Genomic DNA, 21021 nt, shown 5'->3' on the forward strand with positions numbered 1-21021 from the left:
TACTCTTTGTTTAAAACCAGTGGGATATGACAAACGCGAATTTTCCTTTGCATCCTTCCCAGCAGGACGTTTATTGGGATCAGATAATCAACACAAGAAGCACTCACTATAATATCGGAGGCTGTTTAAAATTAAAAGGATTGCTTGATAAAGGAAATTTGCTGAAGGCAATAACTTCAGCACCAGCGGTATTCGACACTTTTAAAATGCGATTTCAGCTGAACGATTTAGATTCCGTTTGTTATTTCGACGATAGTTTTGACAGCCTGGAAGTTCCCGAAATTGATTTTAGCGGATATTCCAATCCGGAAGAACGAGCCAGGGCCTGGGTGCAGGAACAATTTAATACCCCTTTCTCCATTCAAAAAGAAAATTTCTTATTTGAGCATGCTCTGCTCAGGATTGAAGATAACGAACACTGGCTTTTCCATCGCTACCATCATTTTATTACCGATGGTTTTGGCTTTGCTGTTTGGTTACAGTACCTGGCTCAAAAGTACACATCGTTACGAACCGGGAATGACTTTATTGTTGAATATCCGGGTTACCGGGATGTGATCATTAATGAAAAAAAATATGCTGATTCGTCAGTATATGCAGCTGACAAAAAATACTGGACTGAAAGAATTCAAGAAAAGCCGCAGCAACTACTGAAAACTAAATACAAGTCATTACCCGGTTCTGAAAAGCATAGTTCGACTTACCTAGTCAGATTAAACGAAGCCCGGCAAAATACACTTCAGGAAATTAAACGTGAAACAGGGTACGGCTTGCAACAGCTCACTATTGCTGCGCTATTAATTTATTTTGGAAAAACATCGGATAAGACATCGTTTGTATTTGGTTCATCAGTTCACAAAAGAAATTCTAAACATCTCAGAAATATCATGGGCATGTTTAGCGGACTTTTGCCTTATCACGCAACATTTCAACCAGGCATGACGCTGATCGATTTGCTAAAGGAAATATCGATCCAACAAAAGAAGGACTACCGGCATCAAAACTTTTTGGTCAGCGATATTATCAGGCATTTTAAGATCAATTTCACTCACGAATATTTGTGTGAGGTTGTAATAAATTATGAACAGCTGGATTTCTCGTTGGATTTTGGATCTGATGTTCAGGCAACAATAGAGAAATATTCAAGCTTCCATGAACGATATCCTTTGGATATATGCTGGCAGGATTACGGAAAACAGCAACCGTTGAGTCTTAGATTTAATTTTCGCAATGAATATTTTCTGCAAAGTGAAATAGAACTGCTTGCTCAGCGCCTCCTTTTTATTTTTGAGCAGATGCCTTTGTCATTGAATAAAAGCATCGGGAGCATTGACATAATCCCCGCAACGGAAAAACAGCAGTTGTTGGTTGCATTTAACGCAACGAAAAAAGACTATCCTGCAGACAAGACACTTATTGACTTATTTCAGCAACAGGTAAGTAAAACGCCGGCTGCAACAGCAGTTGTTTTTCAGGATGAAGTACTAACTTTTGAACAGCTTAATGACCGCGCTAATCAGCTGGCGCATTACCTTTTAAAGAAACAGGTAAAAAAAGAGACACTTGTCGCAATTTGTTTAGAACGGTCTTTTGAATTAATTATCTCTGTTTTAGGTATATTAAAAGCAGGGCCTGCTTATGTCCCTGTGGACCCCGCATACCCAAAAGAACGGATTGATTATATACTTAGCGACACGCAGGCCCCCATAATATTAACCAGTAGTTCCTGTGAATCAAAATTGCCGGCAAATTCTTCCGCCACTATTGTTCAATTAGATCGCGAATGGCGAGGTATTTTAAAGGAGCCTTCAATTAACCCGGAAAGCAATTCCAGGCCTGAAAATCTGGCCTATGTAATTTATACTTCGGGGTCCACGGGTGTACCTAAAGGGGTTATGATAGAGCATAAAAGTGTTGTAAACTTAATAACTGCTCAAAGTGCATGTTTTGGTATAACTGAGGATGAAAGGATATTGTTGTTCTCAAATTATTGCTTCGATGCGTCTGTAGAACAAATGTTTCTGGCGTTGTTAAATGGCGTTCCGCTCGTTTTATTCCCGGAAGGTTTGCAGTTGGAGCCAGCTTCCTTCGGGCTTTTTTTGCAAAGCAACCACATTACACATTTGCACGCTACACCCGCTTTTATTGAAAACGTGCCGCTGGTCGCTTACGAATGTTTGAAAAGGGTTATTGCGGGTGGAGACATATGTAAGACTGATCTGGCCGATAAATGGAAAAATAAAGTTCGTTTTTACAATGAATACGGACCAACCGAAACAACTGTTACGAGCATTGAGTTTTTGGATGATGGTGAAAGAATGAATAACAGTCATCTGCTTTCCTTAGGCCGGCCTTTGGCTAATACGGAAGTGTATGTTTTAGATAATGATCAACGCCTCGTTCCCATTGGTACTCCGGGAGAGATCTGCATATCCGGCGCCGGACTTGCCAGGGGATATTTAAACCGGCCAGAGTTAACAGCCGAAAAATTTATCAGGCATCCGTTTCATCAAGACAAAAAACTCTACAGGACCGGAGATATCGGCTGTTGGAATACAAATGGTTGCATCGAATTTCTGGGAAGACAGGACGAGCAGCTAAAGATACGGGGTTACCGGATTGAACCTGGTGAAATTGAAGCTGTACTTCAGCAAAGCGGGCTGGTTCAGGAATGTGTGATTGTGGGAAAAGATGATACAGAAGGGTATAAGCAGCTGGTGGGATACGTTGTGGTAAAAGGTGAATTGGATTCAGCCTGTTTGGTCGCTTATCTTGAACACAAGCTTCCCCGGTACATGATACCGCATCTATGGGTTAAACTGGATCGATTGCCGCTCACCTCTACTGGAAAGATAAACAGGAAGGCACTTCCGGACATTGAACCCGCTCAAATGTTGAGCAACGTGTACGTGGCTCCGCGCAATTACATGGAAAAAAAGCTTGCTGAAATTTGGCAGGAGTTACTGTGTATAGACAATATAGGCGTATATGACAATTTTTTTGAACTGGGCGGGCATAGTCTGATCGCTTTCAGAATGGCATCCGCTATCCGGAAGGAATTAGCTATTGAAGCAGCGATTAAAGAGCTGTTTGCAAAGCCAACAATAGACCTGTTTGCCAAATACCTGCAGCAACAAAAAAATGATTTGCGCCTTCTTCAAATAGAACCACAGGAAAGGCCTGATTGTGTTCCCCTTTCCTTTGCGCAGGAACGGTTGTGGTTTATTCACAGATTGCAAGGCAGTACACAATATCACATGCCAGCTGTGTTAAGGCTGCAAGGTAAATTAGATGTAAAAGCTTTAGGCTATGCACTGGAAAGCATTGTCAATCGTCACGAAATATTGAAAACTGTTATTGTAGAAAAAGAAGGAAAGCCGTATCAATATATTAGTGAACAGCAATGGCGGTTAGATATCGTTGGTGATTTTCCCGGTAATGGCGATAATGATGAGCTGAACAGATTTATTGATTCATTTATATCCCGCCCCTTTGATCTGGAAACGGAGCATATGTTGAGGGCATGCCTGATCGCAATGACAGGGGAATTTCATATACTGGTTCTGGTATTGCACCATATCGCAGCGGATGGATGGTCTGTGTCAGTACTTGTACGTGAGGTGATGGAATTTTATGAGGCTTCAATAGAAGACAGACCGGTTCAGCTTTCCGCGCTCCATATACAATATGCCGACTATGCAGTGTGGCAGCGTAAGCATATGAAAGAAGGCATGCCGGATGAAGGGGTTAGTTATTGGAAGGAAAAGCTTCAGGGAGTAAAGATGCTTGATCTGCCGACAGACTATATCCGGCCAGCCGTACAAAATACCCAGGGAGCACTTGTACATTATACGCTGTCAAACGAACTGACCATATCTCTAAAGAAAATTGCCAGTCAAAACAGTTCCACTTTATATATAACCCTGCTTGCGGCCTTTAAAATACTATTATACCGCTATAGTGGCCAAACGGATATTTGTATAGGTACTGCAATTGCAGGAAGAAAACAACAGGAGCTGGAAACGCTGATTGGCTTTTTTGTTAATACACTTGCATTAAGAGACGTAGTAGATGCAAATACATCCTTTGTTGATTTCTTACAGCAGGTAAAGCATACTGTCCTGGATGCCTTCAAACACCAGGATATACCTTTTGAGAAAGTGGTGGACGCTGTTGTTGAAGAACGTGAATTGAGTAAGAGTCCACTTGTTCAGATACTTTTTACACTACAAAATACACCCGTAATTCCGGAGCTGCATTTAGGTGAAGTGCAGGTTTCTATTGAAGACCGTCAACGAACAACTGCACAATTTGACATCAATTTTACCATAATAGAAACAATAGATGGTATCCGGTGGTCCGTAGAATACCGAACAGATCTTTTTAAAGAACCAACCATTTGCAGCATGTTGGTTCACTACGAACAGCTACTCAACGCCATTGTACAAGATACCGGCAAGGCAATAGGCGATCTGCGCATCATCACAAAAGATGAGGAGCATCAGTTGCTGCATGAGTTCAACAACGCTGCTGTAGATTATCCAAAAGACAAGACAATAATTGATTTGTTTGCGCTCCAGGTGAGAAGAAAGCCTGCAGGAATTGCGTTGATCTGCGGAGAAGGGCAACTAAACTATGAAATGCTTAACCAAAGAGCCAATCAGCTGGCGGGCTATCTGCAGCAAAAAGGTGTTGAATTGCGAAGTAATGTAGGATTGCTGGCCACAAGGGGAATTGAAATGATTGTCGGAATACTTGGCATCCTGAAAACAGGGGCTGCATATGTTCCGCTCAATATAGATTACCCCGGTGAGAGGCTGAAATATATTATTCAGGATGCCGGATTAAGACATATTGTTTGTACAGATTGTGAAATGGCCTATTCGAAGGGGCTGGGATTTTGCGACTGTATAGATATCAATGATTCGCTGGCTTTTCCCGGGTATGAAGTTAACCACACGACAGATTCATGTGCTTATATCATGTATACATCGGGCACAACGGGACATCCAAAGGGGATTGCCATCAGTCATAAAAATGTTGTTAAACTGGTAAGCGACAGTGGGTGTATTGCGGTAGAAGAAAATGACAGGATGCTGCAATGGTCAAATTATTCTTTTGATGGCTCTGTGTATGAGATATTTGGATCACTGTTGCAGGGAGCAACCCTTTGCCTCGTAAAAGATGCATTTGCTTCAGATGTATATGAACTGGCAAACCTGATTAAAACAGAACAAATTACGATCTGCTTTATAACTACAGCATTATTCAACAAGTTTATAGACATAGATCCTCTTGTGTTTTGCAGCTTGCGAAAAGTGCTTTTTGGTGGCGAAATGGTTTCTTGTTCACATGTTAGTCGTGCGTTGTCAGCTATGGGGCCGGATAAGCTTGTTCATGTTTACGGGCCCACAGAATGTACCGTGTTTACGACTTGTTACCCGATAAATATGCTTAATGGAGAAAATACCGTTCCTATAGGCAGGCCACTTTCAAACACAAATATTTACATTACTGATGAGCGGTTGGCATTGGTTCCTCCCGGGATGTGTGGAGAGATTTGTATTGCGGGGGACGGGTTAGCAATGGGTTATTTAAACCAGGCCGGAATGTCGGCTGAAAAATTTATACAGAACCGGTTTGGTAACGGCCGTCTTTATCGTAGTGGTGATTTGGGACGTTGGGATGCCGACGGGAATATTGAGTTTTTGGGTCGCGTCGATGATCAGGTAAAGATTCGGGGATATCGCATCGAACCGGGAGAAGTTGAAGCAGTAGTGTTGCAAACCGAGTGGGTTAGTCAATGTACAGTCATTGCAAAAGAAGACAATAATGGTCATAAGAGATTGGTAGGATATGTGGTAGCAAAAGCGTCTTTTAATGTAGAACAACTGACGGCTTTTCTAAAAGAAAGATTGCCGGGTTATATGATCCCTTCTTTGTGGATTGAAATTGAGACAATGCCGCTTACGTCTCATGGAAAAATCGATAAGAAGGCTTTGCCGGACGCGCCGGCTCCCCAATCTTTTACAGGTGTCTTTGTTGCCCCACATACGGAAACTGAACAAGTGCTGGCTGCAATCTGGCAGAAAGTGCTCGGCGTTGAACAGGTTGGTATTCATGATAATTTTTTTGAGCTGGGCGGAGATTCCATTTTGGCTGTCAGCCTTGTCAGCCAGATAAATCAATGCTGGGATAAGGCTGTCGGAATTCAGGATGTTTTTGAACTTCAAACAGTGGCATCCCTCGCGCGCCATATTACACAAACACCAGGCAAACTGCAGTATGGATGGGATGAAGCAAAAAGAGAAGTTGAGGGTATTGAAGATACAATACTTGGCGATAGCAATCTGTCGGTATTTCTCCCGGACGACTGGCAATGTATCTACCCCATGAGTGACATTGAAAAAGGCATGCTGTACTACACCTTTTTTAATGAAGGAGCGGGTATATATCACGAGCAGGTTTTTTCTCACGTGAGCGGAATAACGCTTGATACTGAACTTTTCAAAAAAGCATTCTTACTGCTTGTTGAAAAACACGAAAGCCTGCGTTCTTCTTTTCATTTTAATACGTTTAATACGCCCGTTCAAATCGTGCATAACACGGCGCAGGAAAATATTTCTTATAGAGATTTAAGTCACCTGGATCTGGAAGCACAAAAAGAGTTTCTTGAACTATTCCTGGAAGAGGATAGACAGACTTCTTTTGAGATTACTAAACCTGGCCTCTGGCGAATAACAATATTTGAGCTTAGTGAAAAAGAGTATACCATTTGTTGGTCATTGCTTCATGCTATTATAGATGGATGGAGTGCCGCATCGTTGTTGAACGAACTTAGCCATGTGTACTTTAAACTAAAGGAAAATTGTTCTTACAAGCCGGAGCCCCTTCGCGCAACTTTAAAAGACTACATAACTGATCAGTTCCGCTACAAAAAAGATCTTACGGTTAAGGATTTTTGGGTAAGATACCTCGATGGTTATTCAAGAACAGATCTGCCGTTTGCAAAAGGAGTAAATGTTCTGGGGCAGAAACATTTTCAAACCGCAACTTTTATTGTTGATGGTGAACTGGGCAAAGGGCTGGAAAAGCTATCCAACAAGCTTCAAATACATGTAAAGGACGTCTATTTAGCCGCCTTTATGTACTTATTGAAAATAACCAATTATTCAGACGACATATTAGCCGGTTTGGTAACCCATGGCCGACCGGAGGTTGTTGATGGCGAAATGATCATTGGCTGTTTTTTAAATACCGTTCCGTTCAGATATCAATTCCAGCAAGATGAAACACCGGAGATGTTGCTCCTTTCCATCAATAAAAAAGCGAGAGAGCTAAAAGCGTATGACCGGCTATCATTGTTTGAGATAATGGAGACAACAGTTGGCAAAACGGCATACGAAAATCCATTTTTTGATGTCATATTCAATTATATCGATTTTTATGTGCTTGACGAGATGCGTAAAGAATTCTCCATTCGTGAACCATTGGTTGACATGTCCACGATGACAAATACCAGTCTCGATCTGACCATTCAAAAAGTAAATGGGGGCCATCAGGTAATCTTTAATTTTCTTGACCAGGTTTTTGAAAGAACAGATGTAGACAGGCTTACAGTTTATTACAGAAAGATATTGGATTCGTTTATAAAGCATGCTTCATCGCCTTTAAGAATTGATGCAATACTAGCGCCCTCGGAAACCCATATGTTATTGAACGTTTTCAATGATACCAAAAGAGATTATTCCTTTGGTAAGACGCTTGTGGATCTGCTGGAAGAGCAGGTACTTCTGACGCCGGAAAATACTGCTGTTAAATTTGAAAATCAGAAATTAACCTATAGCCAGCTGAATGAACGTGCCAACCAGGTAGCGTATTACCTCGCAGAAAAGGGCGTAAAGAAAGAGACACTTGTGTTGGTTTTGGTAGAAAGATCCCTGGAGATGGTTATCGGTATGCTGGCAATATTAAAAGCTGGCGGAGCCTATGTGCCAATCGATCCCGATTATCCGGCAGAACGTGTACGTTTTATACTGAAAGACACGAATGCCACAATAATGCTTGGCCACATTCATTACAAAGATTTGCTGGAGGATTACACTTTAGAAATAGTTGATCTAAAAAATGAGGAGCACTTTATCTCAAAAAAGCCATGTACAAATCCGGCGAATAGTATCGATCCGTCTCAATTGGTCTATGTTGTTTATACTTCGGGAAGTACCGGTAAGCCCAAAGGAGTAATGATAGAAAATAGAAGCGTGGTAAATTACCTGAGTGCATTCAGGGAGTATTTTTCAATAGCAGGCGAAGATAAAATACTTCAACAGTTTTCTGTTTCTTTTGACATGATGGTGGAGCAGGTCTTTTTAGCGCTCATCTCCGGTGCGTGCCTTATTGTTCTAAAAGATGGAAGAGATCTTAATAGTCTGAAAGAAAAAATTGAAAGTAATGATGCCACTATTCTAAGTGCAACGCCTTCCATGATAAACTGGTTAAACAAAGAATTATTAACAACAGGAAACTTAAGATACCTTATAAGCGGAGGCGATACACTATATGCATCTCACATCGATAACTTGTTTGATAAAATAACCATCGTAAATGGTTATGGTCCAAGTGAGACAACAGTGGCTGTTAGCTTTCACAATATTAAGGAGCTATCAGGTGCTTCACTTATCGGCAAGCCGGTACCAAATACTTCGGTATATATCCTGGATAAGAATCAACAATTGCTCCCTTCTGGCGCCATTGGTGAGATCTGCGTAGGTGGGGTACAAGTCGCACGGGGCTATTTAAATCTGGCAAAAGAGACACGCACAAAGTTCATTGAAGATCCGTTTAGCAACGATGACAAGAGAAAACTTTTTAGAACAGGGGATATTGGACGATGGTTGCATGACGGAACGCTGGAGTTTCTTGGAAGACTGGATGAACAGGTACAGGTGAGGGGGTACCGGGTCGAGCCGGCTGAAATAGAAATTGTGCTGCAACAAAATGAATTGGTAAGTAACGCTGTTGTAGTAACCAGGGAAGATGAACCAGGTGATCTGCGTCTCGCCGCATACATAGTTTTAAAAGCAACAGGCCCGTCTCTGTTGTGGCCATCCGTTGGTGAGTATCCAATTTATGATGACCTGTTGTATTATGCGCTTACACATGATGAAACACGAAATGATGAGTATAGGTACGCATTCAGTCAATTGGTTAAGGATAAGTCTGTATTAGATATTGGAACGGGTAAAGACGCCATTCTTGCCAGACTATGTATTGAAGCGGGCGCCAAAATTGTATATGCTGTTGAAAGTGACTTTGAAGCCTTTGAACATGCAAAGCAGACTGTTTGCAATTTACATCTTGAAGATAACATAGTGGTTATTTTGGGAGATGTATTAAACGCGACCATTGGTGAATTGGTTGATGTTTGTGTCTCTGAGATCATAGGGACAATCGGAGGAAGTGAAGGTGCTAATGTGATTCTAAATAATGCCCGCAGATTTCTCAAAGAAGATGGCCGCATGATTCCTCAACGGTGCTTGACACGCATGGCTGCAATAACATTCCCCGACAACCTGTATGATCATCCTGTTTTTGACAAGGCTGCCGGTTTTTATGCGGATAAAATTTTTGATCAACTGGGCGCCGGTACCGCCATTCGTTTGTGTATAAAGAATTTGCCACACGCCAACATTATTTCAACAGATGCGATTGTGGAGGATCTAAATTTTAATTCTCCGAATGATGAGGAATATGAAAACGAATTCGTTATAGAAATAACGAAAAATGCAAGATTTGACGGTCTGTTGTTTTGGATCAACCTTTTTCCTTTGGAAGACAGGCTGATTAACAGCCTTAACGGAGACACCAATTGGCTTCCTGTTTATTTTCCGTTGTTTTATCCTGGCATCGAAGTGCAAAAAGGTGACTATGTGCAAGGGAAATTTGTTGTTCGTTTAAGTGCAAATAATGTTAATCCTGATTACTCTGTACAGGGCACACTGATTCAAAAAAAAGGGACAAGTACAGACTTCGGGTACAACTCTTTCTATCAGCCCGCATGTCCAACTAAAAATGCGTTTTACTTAAAGTTATTTCAATCAATAAACAAGGCCACTGAGCCTGAATCCGGTTCAGATCTCGTAGAAATGCTTAGAAGGCACCTGGGTAAACGGCTGCCCGCTTACATGGTTCCGGATTATTTCCATTTTTTAGAAACGCTGCCGTTAACAAAAAACGGAAAGATCGATAAAAAGGCGCTACCTGTTCCGGATCGCCATTTCAATAAAAGATACTTAGCTCCGGAAACACTGACACAGGAAAAATTAATCAATATCTGGCAGCAGCTGTTGGAAGTGGAACGAATAGGTATAGGGGACGATTTTTTTGCGCTTGGCGGAAACAGCCTGACTGCCGTGAGGGTTATTGCACTTGTTCGTAGCGAACTGCAAACAGAAATAGCCATAAGGGATCTTTTCGCTTTCCCTACAATCGAAAGTTTATCGAAGCATCTGCAATCACAAAATAGAACATTGCTGTTGCCCTCAATCCAGGTTCAGGATAGACCGCATTTGTTACCGCTTTCCTTTGCCCAGGAAAGATTGTGGTTTATTGACAAGTTGCAGGGGAGTATTCAGTATCACATGCAGGCTGTTCTGCGTGTGAACGGAAATATTGATGCTATAGCCCTAGAAAATGCTTTGCAAAGCGTTATAGCGCGTCATGAAATATTGCGCACTGTTATTTGTGAAGACAACGGGCAGCCATGGCAGCTCGTTCGAAATAATGAAGAATGGCGTTTGCAAATTATCGCTAACCCTTTGTATAAGGAAAGCCCTGATAGTTTAAAGCAATGTATCCGGCAAATTGTAGACGAGCCTTTTGATTTAAGCGCTGATTATATGATCCGGGCCAGCCTTATACCACTGGAACAGGAAGAAAGTATTATTGTATTGGTTATTCACCATATCGCATCAGATGGTTGGTCATTGTCTGTGCTTATGAAAGAAGTTGCCGGACTCTATTCAGCTTACCTGATGAAACGGAAGCCTGACCTTAGCTGTTTACCAATTCAGTATTCGGATTATGCATTGTGGCAGCGACAATATCTCGAAGGTGAGATATTACATCGACAGTTGGAATACTGGAAAAAGAAGCTTTCTGATGCACCGGTTTTACAGCTTAGAACCGATTATCCAAGACCTCCTGTCCATACAGCAAGAGGCAAAATGCTTCACTGTACCATAAATAAAATATTATGTGATCAATTAGAAGCATTCTCTCTTAAAGAAGGCGTTACGCTTTTTATGACGCTTCTTGCAACTTTTAAGGTACTGATGTATCGTTATACGGGTCAGGCGGATATTTCAATTGGTACGCCTGTGGCCGGCAGACGACAGCTCGAACTGGAAAACATGATCGGTTTGTTTGTGAACACCATTGTAGTAAGAAGTGAAGTAAATGACCAGATGACATTTGCTTTATTGTTACGCCAATTAAAACAAACAATCCTGGAAGCCTTTGAATACCAGGATGCGCCCTTTGAAAAAGTTGTAGAGGCAGTAGTTGAAGATCGCGATTTAAGCAGAAATCCCCTTGTGCAAATACTGTTTGTTCTACAAAATACACCGGAGATACCTCAATTCCAATTAGGGGACACGCGATTGTCAATTGAAGAACATGCACACGGAACAACACCGTTTGACATAAGCGTTAGTATAGAAAAAAATACTGATGGCTTGCAGTGTTACGTGCAATACTGCACCGATTTGTACGCGTCGGGCACTATAGAGAGCATGTTTTCGCATTATGAGCAGCTGCTTAAAGCAATTACACAAAACAGCTATCAAACAATTGCATCCCTTCAAATGCTCACAGGAGATGAGGAACGGCAATTGCTTTATGATTTTAACAACACTGCGATTCAATGCCCCGTTAACCTGACTGTTGTTGATATGTTCGAACAACAAGTGCTAAAAGATCCGGATGCCATCGCTGTTGTATTCGGCGAATACAAATTAACCTATAAGCAACTCAACGAACGGTCTAACCAACTTGCACATTATCTGCGAAAGAAAGGCGTTCGGGAAGAAGTGCTTGTTCCAATTTGTATTGAAAGATCGCCGGAGATGATTATCGGATTGATTGGCATATTAAAGGCTGGTGGTGCATATGTACCGTTTGATCCTGAGTACCCACAGGAGAGAATTAACTATATGCTTTCGGATATCTCAGCATCCGTAGTAATAACGAGTGAACGTAGCAAAGAAAAGTTGCTTTCAACTGCAAATCTGGACATTATTGAGTTAGACCAGAATGATGCTGTTGCAGAACAGCCTGCTGGCAACCCTTCAAAAATAACAGATTCAACAAACCTCACCTTTGTACTATACACTTCCGGTTCTACGGGCAGGCCTAAAGGAGTGCTAATGCCTTGCAGTAATCTTGTAAATTTGTTGCTTTGGCAAGAACAGCAATTCAGTAACAAATACAGGCATGTTCTGCAGTTTGCCAGCCTGAATTTTGATGTAAGTTTCCAGGAAATATTTTCAACACTATGTTTTGGAGGTTCACTTTATCTTATAGATAATGACTTGCGCAGGGATACGCCGGGGTTGGTTAAATTTATCAAGGCATACGGTATTACACATCTCTTTATGCCTTATGGAGCTTTAAAAAATCTGGCTGAACAGGTCTGTCTGTTCCATGAAAATAGTTTGCCAATTGAGGAAGTTATAGTGGCCGGAGAACAACTAAAACTCACTGAAGATATTTGTCAGCTGGTCAACAAGGATCGAATAAAACTGGTTAATCAATATGGACCTACCGAAGCTCATGTGGTGACATCTTACGCAATTGACGTGGATCACCCTTCTTCATCTTCCTTGCCGCCGATCGGGAAGCCAATTTATAACACAAGCATTTATATGCTGCGTAATGCCAGGGAGTTGTTACCAATAGGAGTTGCCGGTGAAATTTGTATAGCCGGAGAATGTGTGGCCAGGGGATATCTGAATAATAATAAACTTACGGCAGAAAAATTTGTTGAAAATCCTTTTGGAGGTGGACGTCTTTATAGAACAGGAGATCTGGGCAGATGGCTGGAAGATGGTAACATCGAATACCTGGGAAGAATTGATGACCAGGTAAAAATCCGGGGATACCGCGTAGAACCGGGAGAGATTGAAAGTGTGATACTGCAAAGCAATTTGGCAAGTCAGTGTGTAGTGCTTGCCAAAGAGAATGGTCAGGGCTTTCAGCAACTGTTGTGTTATGTGGTTCCAAAGACGCCTTTTGATAAAACTAAGGTGGTAGAATACCTGAAAAGTAAACTTCCGGATTATATGATCCCTGCAAACTGGATCATATTGGAGAAGCTGCCCGTGACCGCCAATGGAAAAATTAATAAAAAAGCGTTGCCAGATCCTGATGGTGATTCTTTATTTCACAACAGATATGAAGCTCCGGAGACAGATCTGCAGCAGGTTCTGGCTAATCTGTGGCAGGAATTGCTCGGGGTGGATAAAATTGGTATACTCGACAACTTCTTCAGTCTTGGAGGGCATAGCCTTATAGCTGTCCGGGTGATTGCCGGTATCCGCCGTTTGCTCCAGGTAGAAGTGGCGATCAAAGATCTGTTTATTCATCCCACCATAAAAGAGCTCGCAGAATGTATCCAGGTTCAGAATAAGGAACAGCTAATACCTGTTATAAAGAAGACGCAACACACAGGTAACATACCACTTTCTTTTTCGCAGGAACGCATCTGGTTCATTGATCAGTTGCAGGGGAGTGTGCAGTATCACCTGCCGGCAGTATTGCGCCTTAAGGGTAAAATAAATGTGCCTGCTTTGAACCATGCACTTCAATGCATCGTAAACCGGCATGAAGTATTGCGTACTGTTTTTTTAGATGACGGGGGAATACCTTATCAGCATGTGCTACAGCAAAATAGCTGGCATTTAGATATTGCAGATGAGCATCTTTGCCTTGAACATAATCAAAATGTACAGGATTATATTAACGGTCTGATCTCACAGCCTTTTGATCTGGCAACGGAGCACATGTTGCGCGCGCATTTGATTGCTTTGAATGAAAATGAGCACATATTGGTGGTGATTCTGCATCATATCGCATCTGATGGATGGTCATTGTCGGTGCTTGTGAAAGAAATAACAGAATTGTACGATGCTTATGAACAAAAACGCCGGCCACAACTTTCTGAACTCCCTGTTCAATATGCAGACTATGCGTTGTGGCAACGTGACTATTTGCAGGGTGATCTTCTTGACAAAAGACTGCAATACTGGAAAGACAGATTGCAGGGTGTAGGAATGTTGGCTTTACGCTGCGATTTTCCCCGGCCTGCAATGCAAAGCACACGCGGTGCTGCAGTAGAACACATCATTGATCATCAGCTAACAGAGCAGCTCAAACAGGTTGCCCTGGAGCATGACTGCACTCTATTCATGGTTATGTTGGCTGCCTTCAAAGTATTGTTGTTCAGATACAGTGGGCAAACGGACATTTGTGTAGGAACTCCTGTTGCGGGAAGAAGACAACAGGAGCTTGAGGGCTTAATCGGATTTTTTGTGAACATGCTTCCGCTGAGGACAGAAATAAATGCAGGGATGACATGTATTGAATTATTGCAACAAGTCAGACAAACAACCATAGAAGCTTATGAACATCAGGATGCACCATTTGAAAAGATAGTAGATGCATTGGTTAATGAGCGGGACATAACAAGGGCTCCTCTTGTCCAGGTGTTATTTGTTTTGCAGAATACTCCAACTGTTCCGCAGTTGCACTTAGGCGATCTACAATTGAGCTGGGAACCGTCCGCACACCAAACAACCTTATTTGATCTTACGGTCGGCGTTATTGAAACCGGTGGTGAACTTCATATATCGACAGAATACTGTACTGATCTGTTTAGAGAAAATACTATACGGCAATTGTTAATGCATTATGAGCAATTGCTACGCGCGATGACAAATTATGATGACCGCCCCATTTATCAGCTTCCCTTATTGACAAAGCAAGAGGAACACCAGTTGCTATATGACTTCAACAATACGGAAGTAGCTTATCCGGAAGACAAAACGATCATAGATCTGTTTGAAGAGCAGGTAAAAAAGACCCCGGGTAATATAGCGGTAATGTATGAAGAAGAAGTATTAACATACCAGCAGCTCAATGAACGCTCCAATCAGTTAGCATGGTACCTGAGAAGCAGGGGTGTAAAAGAAGAGACACTGGTACCGGTTTGTATAGAGCGTGGTTTAGCAATGATCATCGGCATACTGGGTATATTAAAAGCAGGAGGCGCCTATGTACCCATTGACCCGGAATACCCGCAGGAGAGGATCAAGTATATGTTGCAGGATACTGCTGCAACGATAGTAGTGAGCAGCCGGAAAAGCTGGAATAGTTTGAAGGATTCGGAAGAGATCCGGATCATTGAGTTGGAGCAAGAAGCTTCGGATATAGCACAACAACCGGTGATCAACTTAAACAACGGACCGGAAGCAACCAATCTCGCATATGTAATTTATACATCCGGTTCAACGGGTAAACCCAAGGGCGTGATGATCGAACATCGCAATGTTGTACGCCTGTTTTTCAACCAGTTGCCGTTGTATGATTTTGATGAAAATGATGTATGGAGCATGTTCCATTCCTTCTGCTTTGACTTTTCAGTATGGGAGATGTTCGGTGCGTTACTATTCGGCGGCAGGTTGGTGATAGTGCCGTCACTCATCAGTAAAGATGCAATACGCTTTGCAGAATTATTGATAAAGGAAAAAGTAACCATACTTAACCAAACGCCCTCTGCATTTTATGTATTGCAGGACTACTTGGTGCATAAGCCAACGGAAGTGGCCCTGAGGTATATCATTTTTGGAGGAGAGGCACTTAACCCCACCAGGCTACAACCCAGCCGGGAACTCAGCCGGAACTGCCGTTTCATCAATATGTATGGCATAACCGAAACCACTGTTCATGTAACTTTTCAGCTTGTTGAGACAGCGCATATCCTGGCGGGCAGCAACAGTATAGGCAGGCCAATACCCACTTTAAGTATTTATATTTTAGATGAGTTGCGGCAATTGGTTCCCATTGGCGTGGCAGGTGAGATTTGTGTGGCTGGTGCCGGCCTGGCAAGAGGCTACTTAAATCGCAGGCAGCTCACGGAAGAGAAATTTGTACAACATCCATATGGCGCGGGAAGGATCTATTTAAGCGGGGACCAGGGGCGTTGGTTGCCCGATGGAACCATCGAGTATTGTGGAAGGAGAGATGACCAGGTCAAGATCCGGGGCTATCGTATTGAACCGGGTGAGATTGAAAGTGCGTTGCTGCAAAGTGAACTGGTTAGTCAGTGTGTGGTAATAGCAAATGAAGATATACAGGGCCATAAGAAGCTAACAGGTTATGTTGTAGCAAAAGGAATATTTAACCGGGAATCAATAATGGCCTACCTGCAAAGCCGGTTGCCATCCTACATGGTTCCGTCATTATTAATAGAGCTGGATAGTTTACCGCTGACATCAAACGGAAAGGTGGATAAAAAAGCATTGCCTGTTGCCGATGGCACGCTGCAGTTGAGCGGTCAGTATGTAGCACCGCGCAATGAAGCCGAAGAGCAACTGGCAGCGATCTGGCAGGAACTGCTGGGCATTGAAAAGATCAGCATCCATGATAATTTCTTTGAGCTGGGCGGACACAGCCTGACCGCTACAAGGGTCGTTGCCTTTGTACGTGAACGAATGCAAGTGGAGATAGCAATTAAAGACTTGTTTCTTCATCCCACAATTGAGAACCTGGCCGCCAGCCTTTATTCCCGAAAGCAAGCATTGTTACTGCCGGTTATCAGGCACGATATCAGGCCGGATCATATTCCACTTTCGTTTGCCCAGGAACGTTTGTGGTTTATTCACTTACTGCAGGGAAGTATACAGTATCACATGCCTGTGGTGCTTAGGCTAAAAGGCAAATTAAATGAAGGCGCGCTGAATTATGCGTTGAAGGAAATAATACACCGGCATGAAATATTAAGGACAATTATTAAAGAGGAGGAGGGCAAGGCATATCAGTTTATTCAACAGGAGGAATGTTGGCAATTAAATAAAACGGACAATTTTAAATATGGGAAAGATGTACAAGAGCTGAACCATTACATCGAAAAACTGGTCTCTAAACCATTCGATCTGGACAAAGACTATATGTTGCGTGCAGATTTAATTACACTTGAGGATGATGAATGCTTATTGGTCATTGTTATGCACCACATAGCATCCGATGGTTGGTCCCTGTCTGTGCTGGCTAAAGAAATTGAGCAGCTCTATGCTTTCTCCGAGGGAAAAGCAACAGAACGTCCTGCTCTTCCGATACAATATGCTGATTATGCCATTTGGCAACGAAAATACCTGGACGGAGAAATGCTTAACCTGCAACTGCGGTACTGGAAAAATAAACTGAATGGCGTAGCTACCCTGCAATTGCCTGCCAATTTCTCCAGGCCTGTGGACTATAGTCCACGCGGTAATGCACTATATTTTAGCTGGGATAAGTTATTTGTTGAACAGCTTAAAGAATTTTCGCTTGAACATTATGTTACGTTATTTATGACCTTGCTTGCGGCGTTTAAGCTTTTATTGTATCGCTATACAGGACAGCCGGATATTTGTGTGGGTACACCTATTGCAGGCAGACGGCAACTTGACCTTGAACAGCTGATCGGCTTTTTTGTAAATACGCTGGCATTGAGAGATCATGTGAGTGGTGAAATGAGTTTTATTGATTTGCTGCAACAGGTAAAACAAACTACACTAGAAGCTTATGAACATCAGGATGCGCCATTTGAAAAAGTAGTGGAAGCGGTGGTTGTTGAACGGGATTTAGGCAGGAACCCACTTGTTCAGGTGCTCTTTGTTTTACAAAACGTGCCGGAGGTGCCAGGGTTACAACTTGAAGAAGCTACGCTCATTAACGAAGAATTTGATCTGCCTACCGCAAAATTTGATCTCACTTTTACAGTAATGGAAATTCCTGAAGGCATAAAAGGCTCAGTTGAATTTTCAACAGATTTATACAATGCTGAAACCATTTCAGGCATGCTCAGGCATTTTGAACAACTGCTTCATGCAGTTATAGAGGCGCCCGGTAAAAAAATTGCTTTGCAAACTTTATTGAGTCCGTCGGAAGAAGAGCAGTTGCTGAATGTGTTTAATGATCCGTCTGTGCAATTAAAAGACGAAACGTTTGTAACCTTGTTTGAACAACAGGCACAAAATACCCCTGATAACATTTCTGTTATTTACAAACTTGAGCAGTTAACTTATAAAGAACTCAATGAACGAAGCAATCAATTGGCGCATTGCCTGCGCAACAAAGGAGTAAAAAGTGAAATGCCGGTTCCTGTTTGTTTGGAAAATTCACCGGGGTTGATCATTGCGATTATCGGCATCTTCAAGGCAGGAGGATCATATGTGCCGGTAGATCCGGAATTGCCCTCGGAAAGATTAAACTATATCATTAAGGACACTTCCGCATCAATCATCATTTGCAACGCAGCAACAAAAACGAAACTCGGGGAGATTGTATCAAACCTTATCGTACTGGATCAGGAATGGTCACTAAATGGCTGCGACTATCCAATAGATAATCCGCCAATTGATGTCCATGGGAAACACCTTGCCTATATCATGTATACATCCGGATCTACCGGCAAGCCAAAGGGGGTAATGGTAAATCATAACAGCCTGATCAACTATCTGCAAAACAGCAAAACAACATATATTTCCAGCGATAGTGACTATGCTGGAAGTTTCGTACACTTGTCATCCACATTTGATGCATCCCTTACAGCCATACTCATGCCGCTATTGCATGGGAGATTGAGTGTGATCTCTTCTCAAAGCTCTGTAAATGTTTTTAACGATAGCAATCTTCTGAAATATGCCCCGTATGATTTTATTAAAATAACGCCTGCTCATCTTGTATTTCTTAATGAGTTTTTTAAACATGCAAATAGGCAGCTGTTAACTAAAAAATTGGTTATAGGTGGCGAAGCTTTGCATTTGAATCAGCTGCGTGATTTAAAGAATAGTAACATAGATATTGAGATTGTTAATGAATATGGCCCAACTGAAGCTACGGTGGGCTGTAGCACATACACATTACAACTTAGCCAAATCAATGAAAAACAAGGCGGCGCAATACCAATTGGAAAGCCTATTGATAACACACAGATCTACATCCTGGATACTTATTGCCAATTAGTACCTGTGGGCGTTTTCGGAGAGCTGTATATAGCGGGTGCCGGGCTGGCCAGGGGATATTTAAACAACGAGGCATTGACCAGTGAAAAGTTTATCTTAAATCCCTTTGGCGAAGGATATCTGTATCGTACAGGAGATTGGGGTCGGTACCTGGTGAATGGCGATATTGAATACCTGGGCCGGACGGATCAGCAGGTAAAGGTTAGTGGCTATCGCATCGAACTGGGTGAGATTGAAAATGTTTTACTGGAATATCAACCGGTGAAGCAATGTGTGATGTTAACTAAAGAAGACGATGTTCATAAGCAGCTGATAGGGTATTATGTTACAGACAGGAATGTGACATCCATGAAAGAACATACGCTTTATGAAAATCATATAAACAATTGGAAGGAGGTTTACAAGCTTGAATATGGAAAAATAACAGACGATAAAATTAACGATCCGGAATTTAATACAATAGGTTGGATGGACAGTTTCACAGGAAGAAGCATCCCTGCCGATCAGATGAAGGAATGGTTACGGGATATAATGGATGTAATCTTTGAGCAAAGGCCACAGAATGTATTAGAGATTGGTTGTGGAACTGGTATGATCTATTATCAGTTAGCCGGAAAAATTAAAAAATATATAGGGACTGACTTCTCCGCCGCATGTATTGACGAGATCAGGCAAAGAATAAGTGAGCAACAGAAAGAATATGGCGTTACAAAGTTATTTGTTTGTGCTGCACATGAAGTATCGTTAAAAGAAGAACGTGTTGATACTGTAATTTTAAATTCAGTCATTCAATATTTTCCGGGGGAAGACTACTTAACCGAAATTATTGAAAAATGCATTGATCATCTTCAGGGAAAAGGCTGCATTGTTATTGGAGACATACGGGACAACCACTTGCAAAAACTGTTTAACGTTCGATTACAAATACAGAAGCTCCAAAAATCAGTTCGCGTAAGGGATCTTATATGGTCTGCGAAACAACGCATGCTTGATGAACAAGAGCTTTGTCTCTCTCCTGGATATTTTCACAAACTTCAATCGTTATACCCGGTAATTACCCATATTGACTTACTAGCCAAACAAGCATTCTGTGATAATGAATTAACTGCATACCGCTATACTGCGGTCATATGTGTGGATATTGAAAAGAGCGAATTTGAACCTCAATGGCAGGAGTGGGGAAGTCTGGATAATTCAGATATTATCAATCAAATAGATAAGGGCTTGCCTGTGTTAGCATTCGCCAATGTTCCCAATCCGCGGTTGAAATACGAAATGCGGCTGCAGCAAGCGCTTTATGATACATCGCTAAATACCATACAAGAACTTGAAAACAATGTAGACCTCAAAACAGGTGATAAAGTTGATCCTGACCAGGTGCTCAAACATGCAAAAGCAAAAGGGTATAGTTACAAGTTATTTAAGGCAGAAGATCCTTTGTATCTGAATATTTTTCTGCACACCGGTTCTTTTAATGGGTATGTACGGCAACCATATCTCAATACCCTGTACACTTCAGACAGTATCACGTCAAATATGCCATTACACAGAAGTATCTCAGCCATCATTCAAAAGGATATCAGAGCCTACCTGCAAAGCCGGTTGCCATCCTACATGGTTCCTTCGTTGTTAATAGAGTTGGATAGTTTGCCGCTGACACCGAATGGGAAGGTGGATAAAAAGGCATTGCCTGTAGCAGACGGAACGCTGCAGTTGATCGGTCAGTATGTAGCACCGC

At 42.0% G+C, this 21021-nt stretch carries 1 protein-coding gene; it reads left to right on the plus strand.

From position 1 onward, the window contains the following. Positions 1-26: 26 nt before the first annotated feature. On the plus strand, positions 27-21021 hold a 20995-nt coding region (locus QTN47_RS26005; RefSeq protein ID WP_369332381.1), incomplete at its 3' end, for a non-ribosomal peptide synthase/polyketide synthase.

This window comes from Danxiaibacter flavus (assembly GCF_041060425.1).
GTDB lineage: Bacteria > Bacteroidota > Bacteroidia > Chitinophagales > Chitinophagaceae > Danxiaibacter > Danxiaibacter flavus.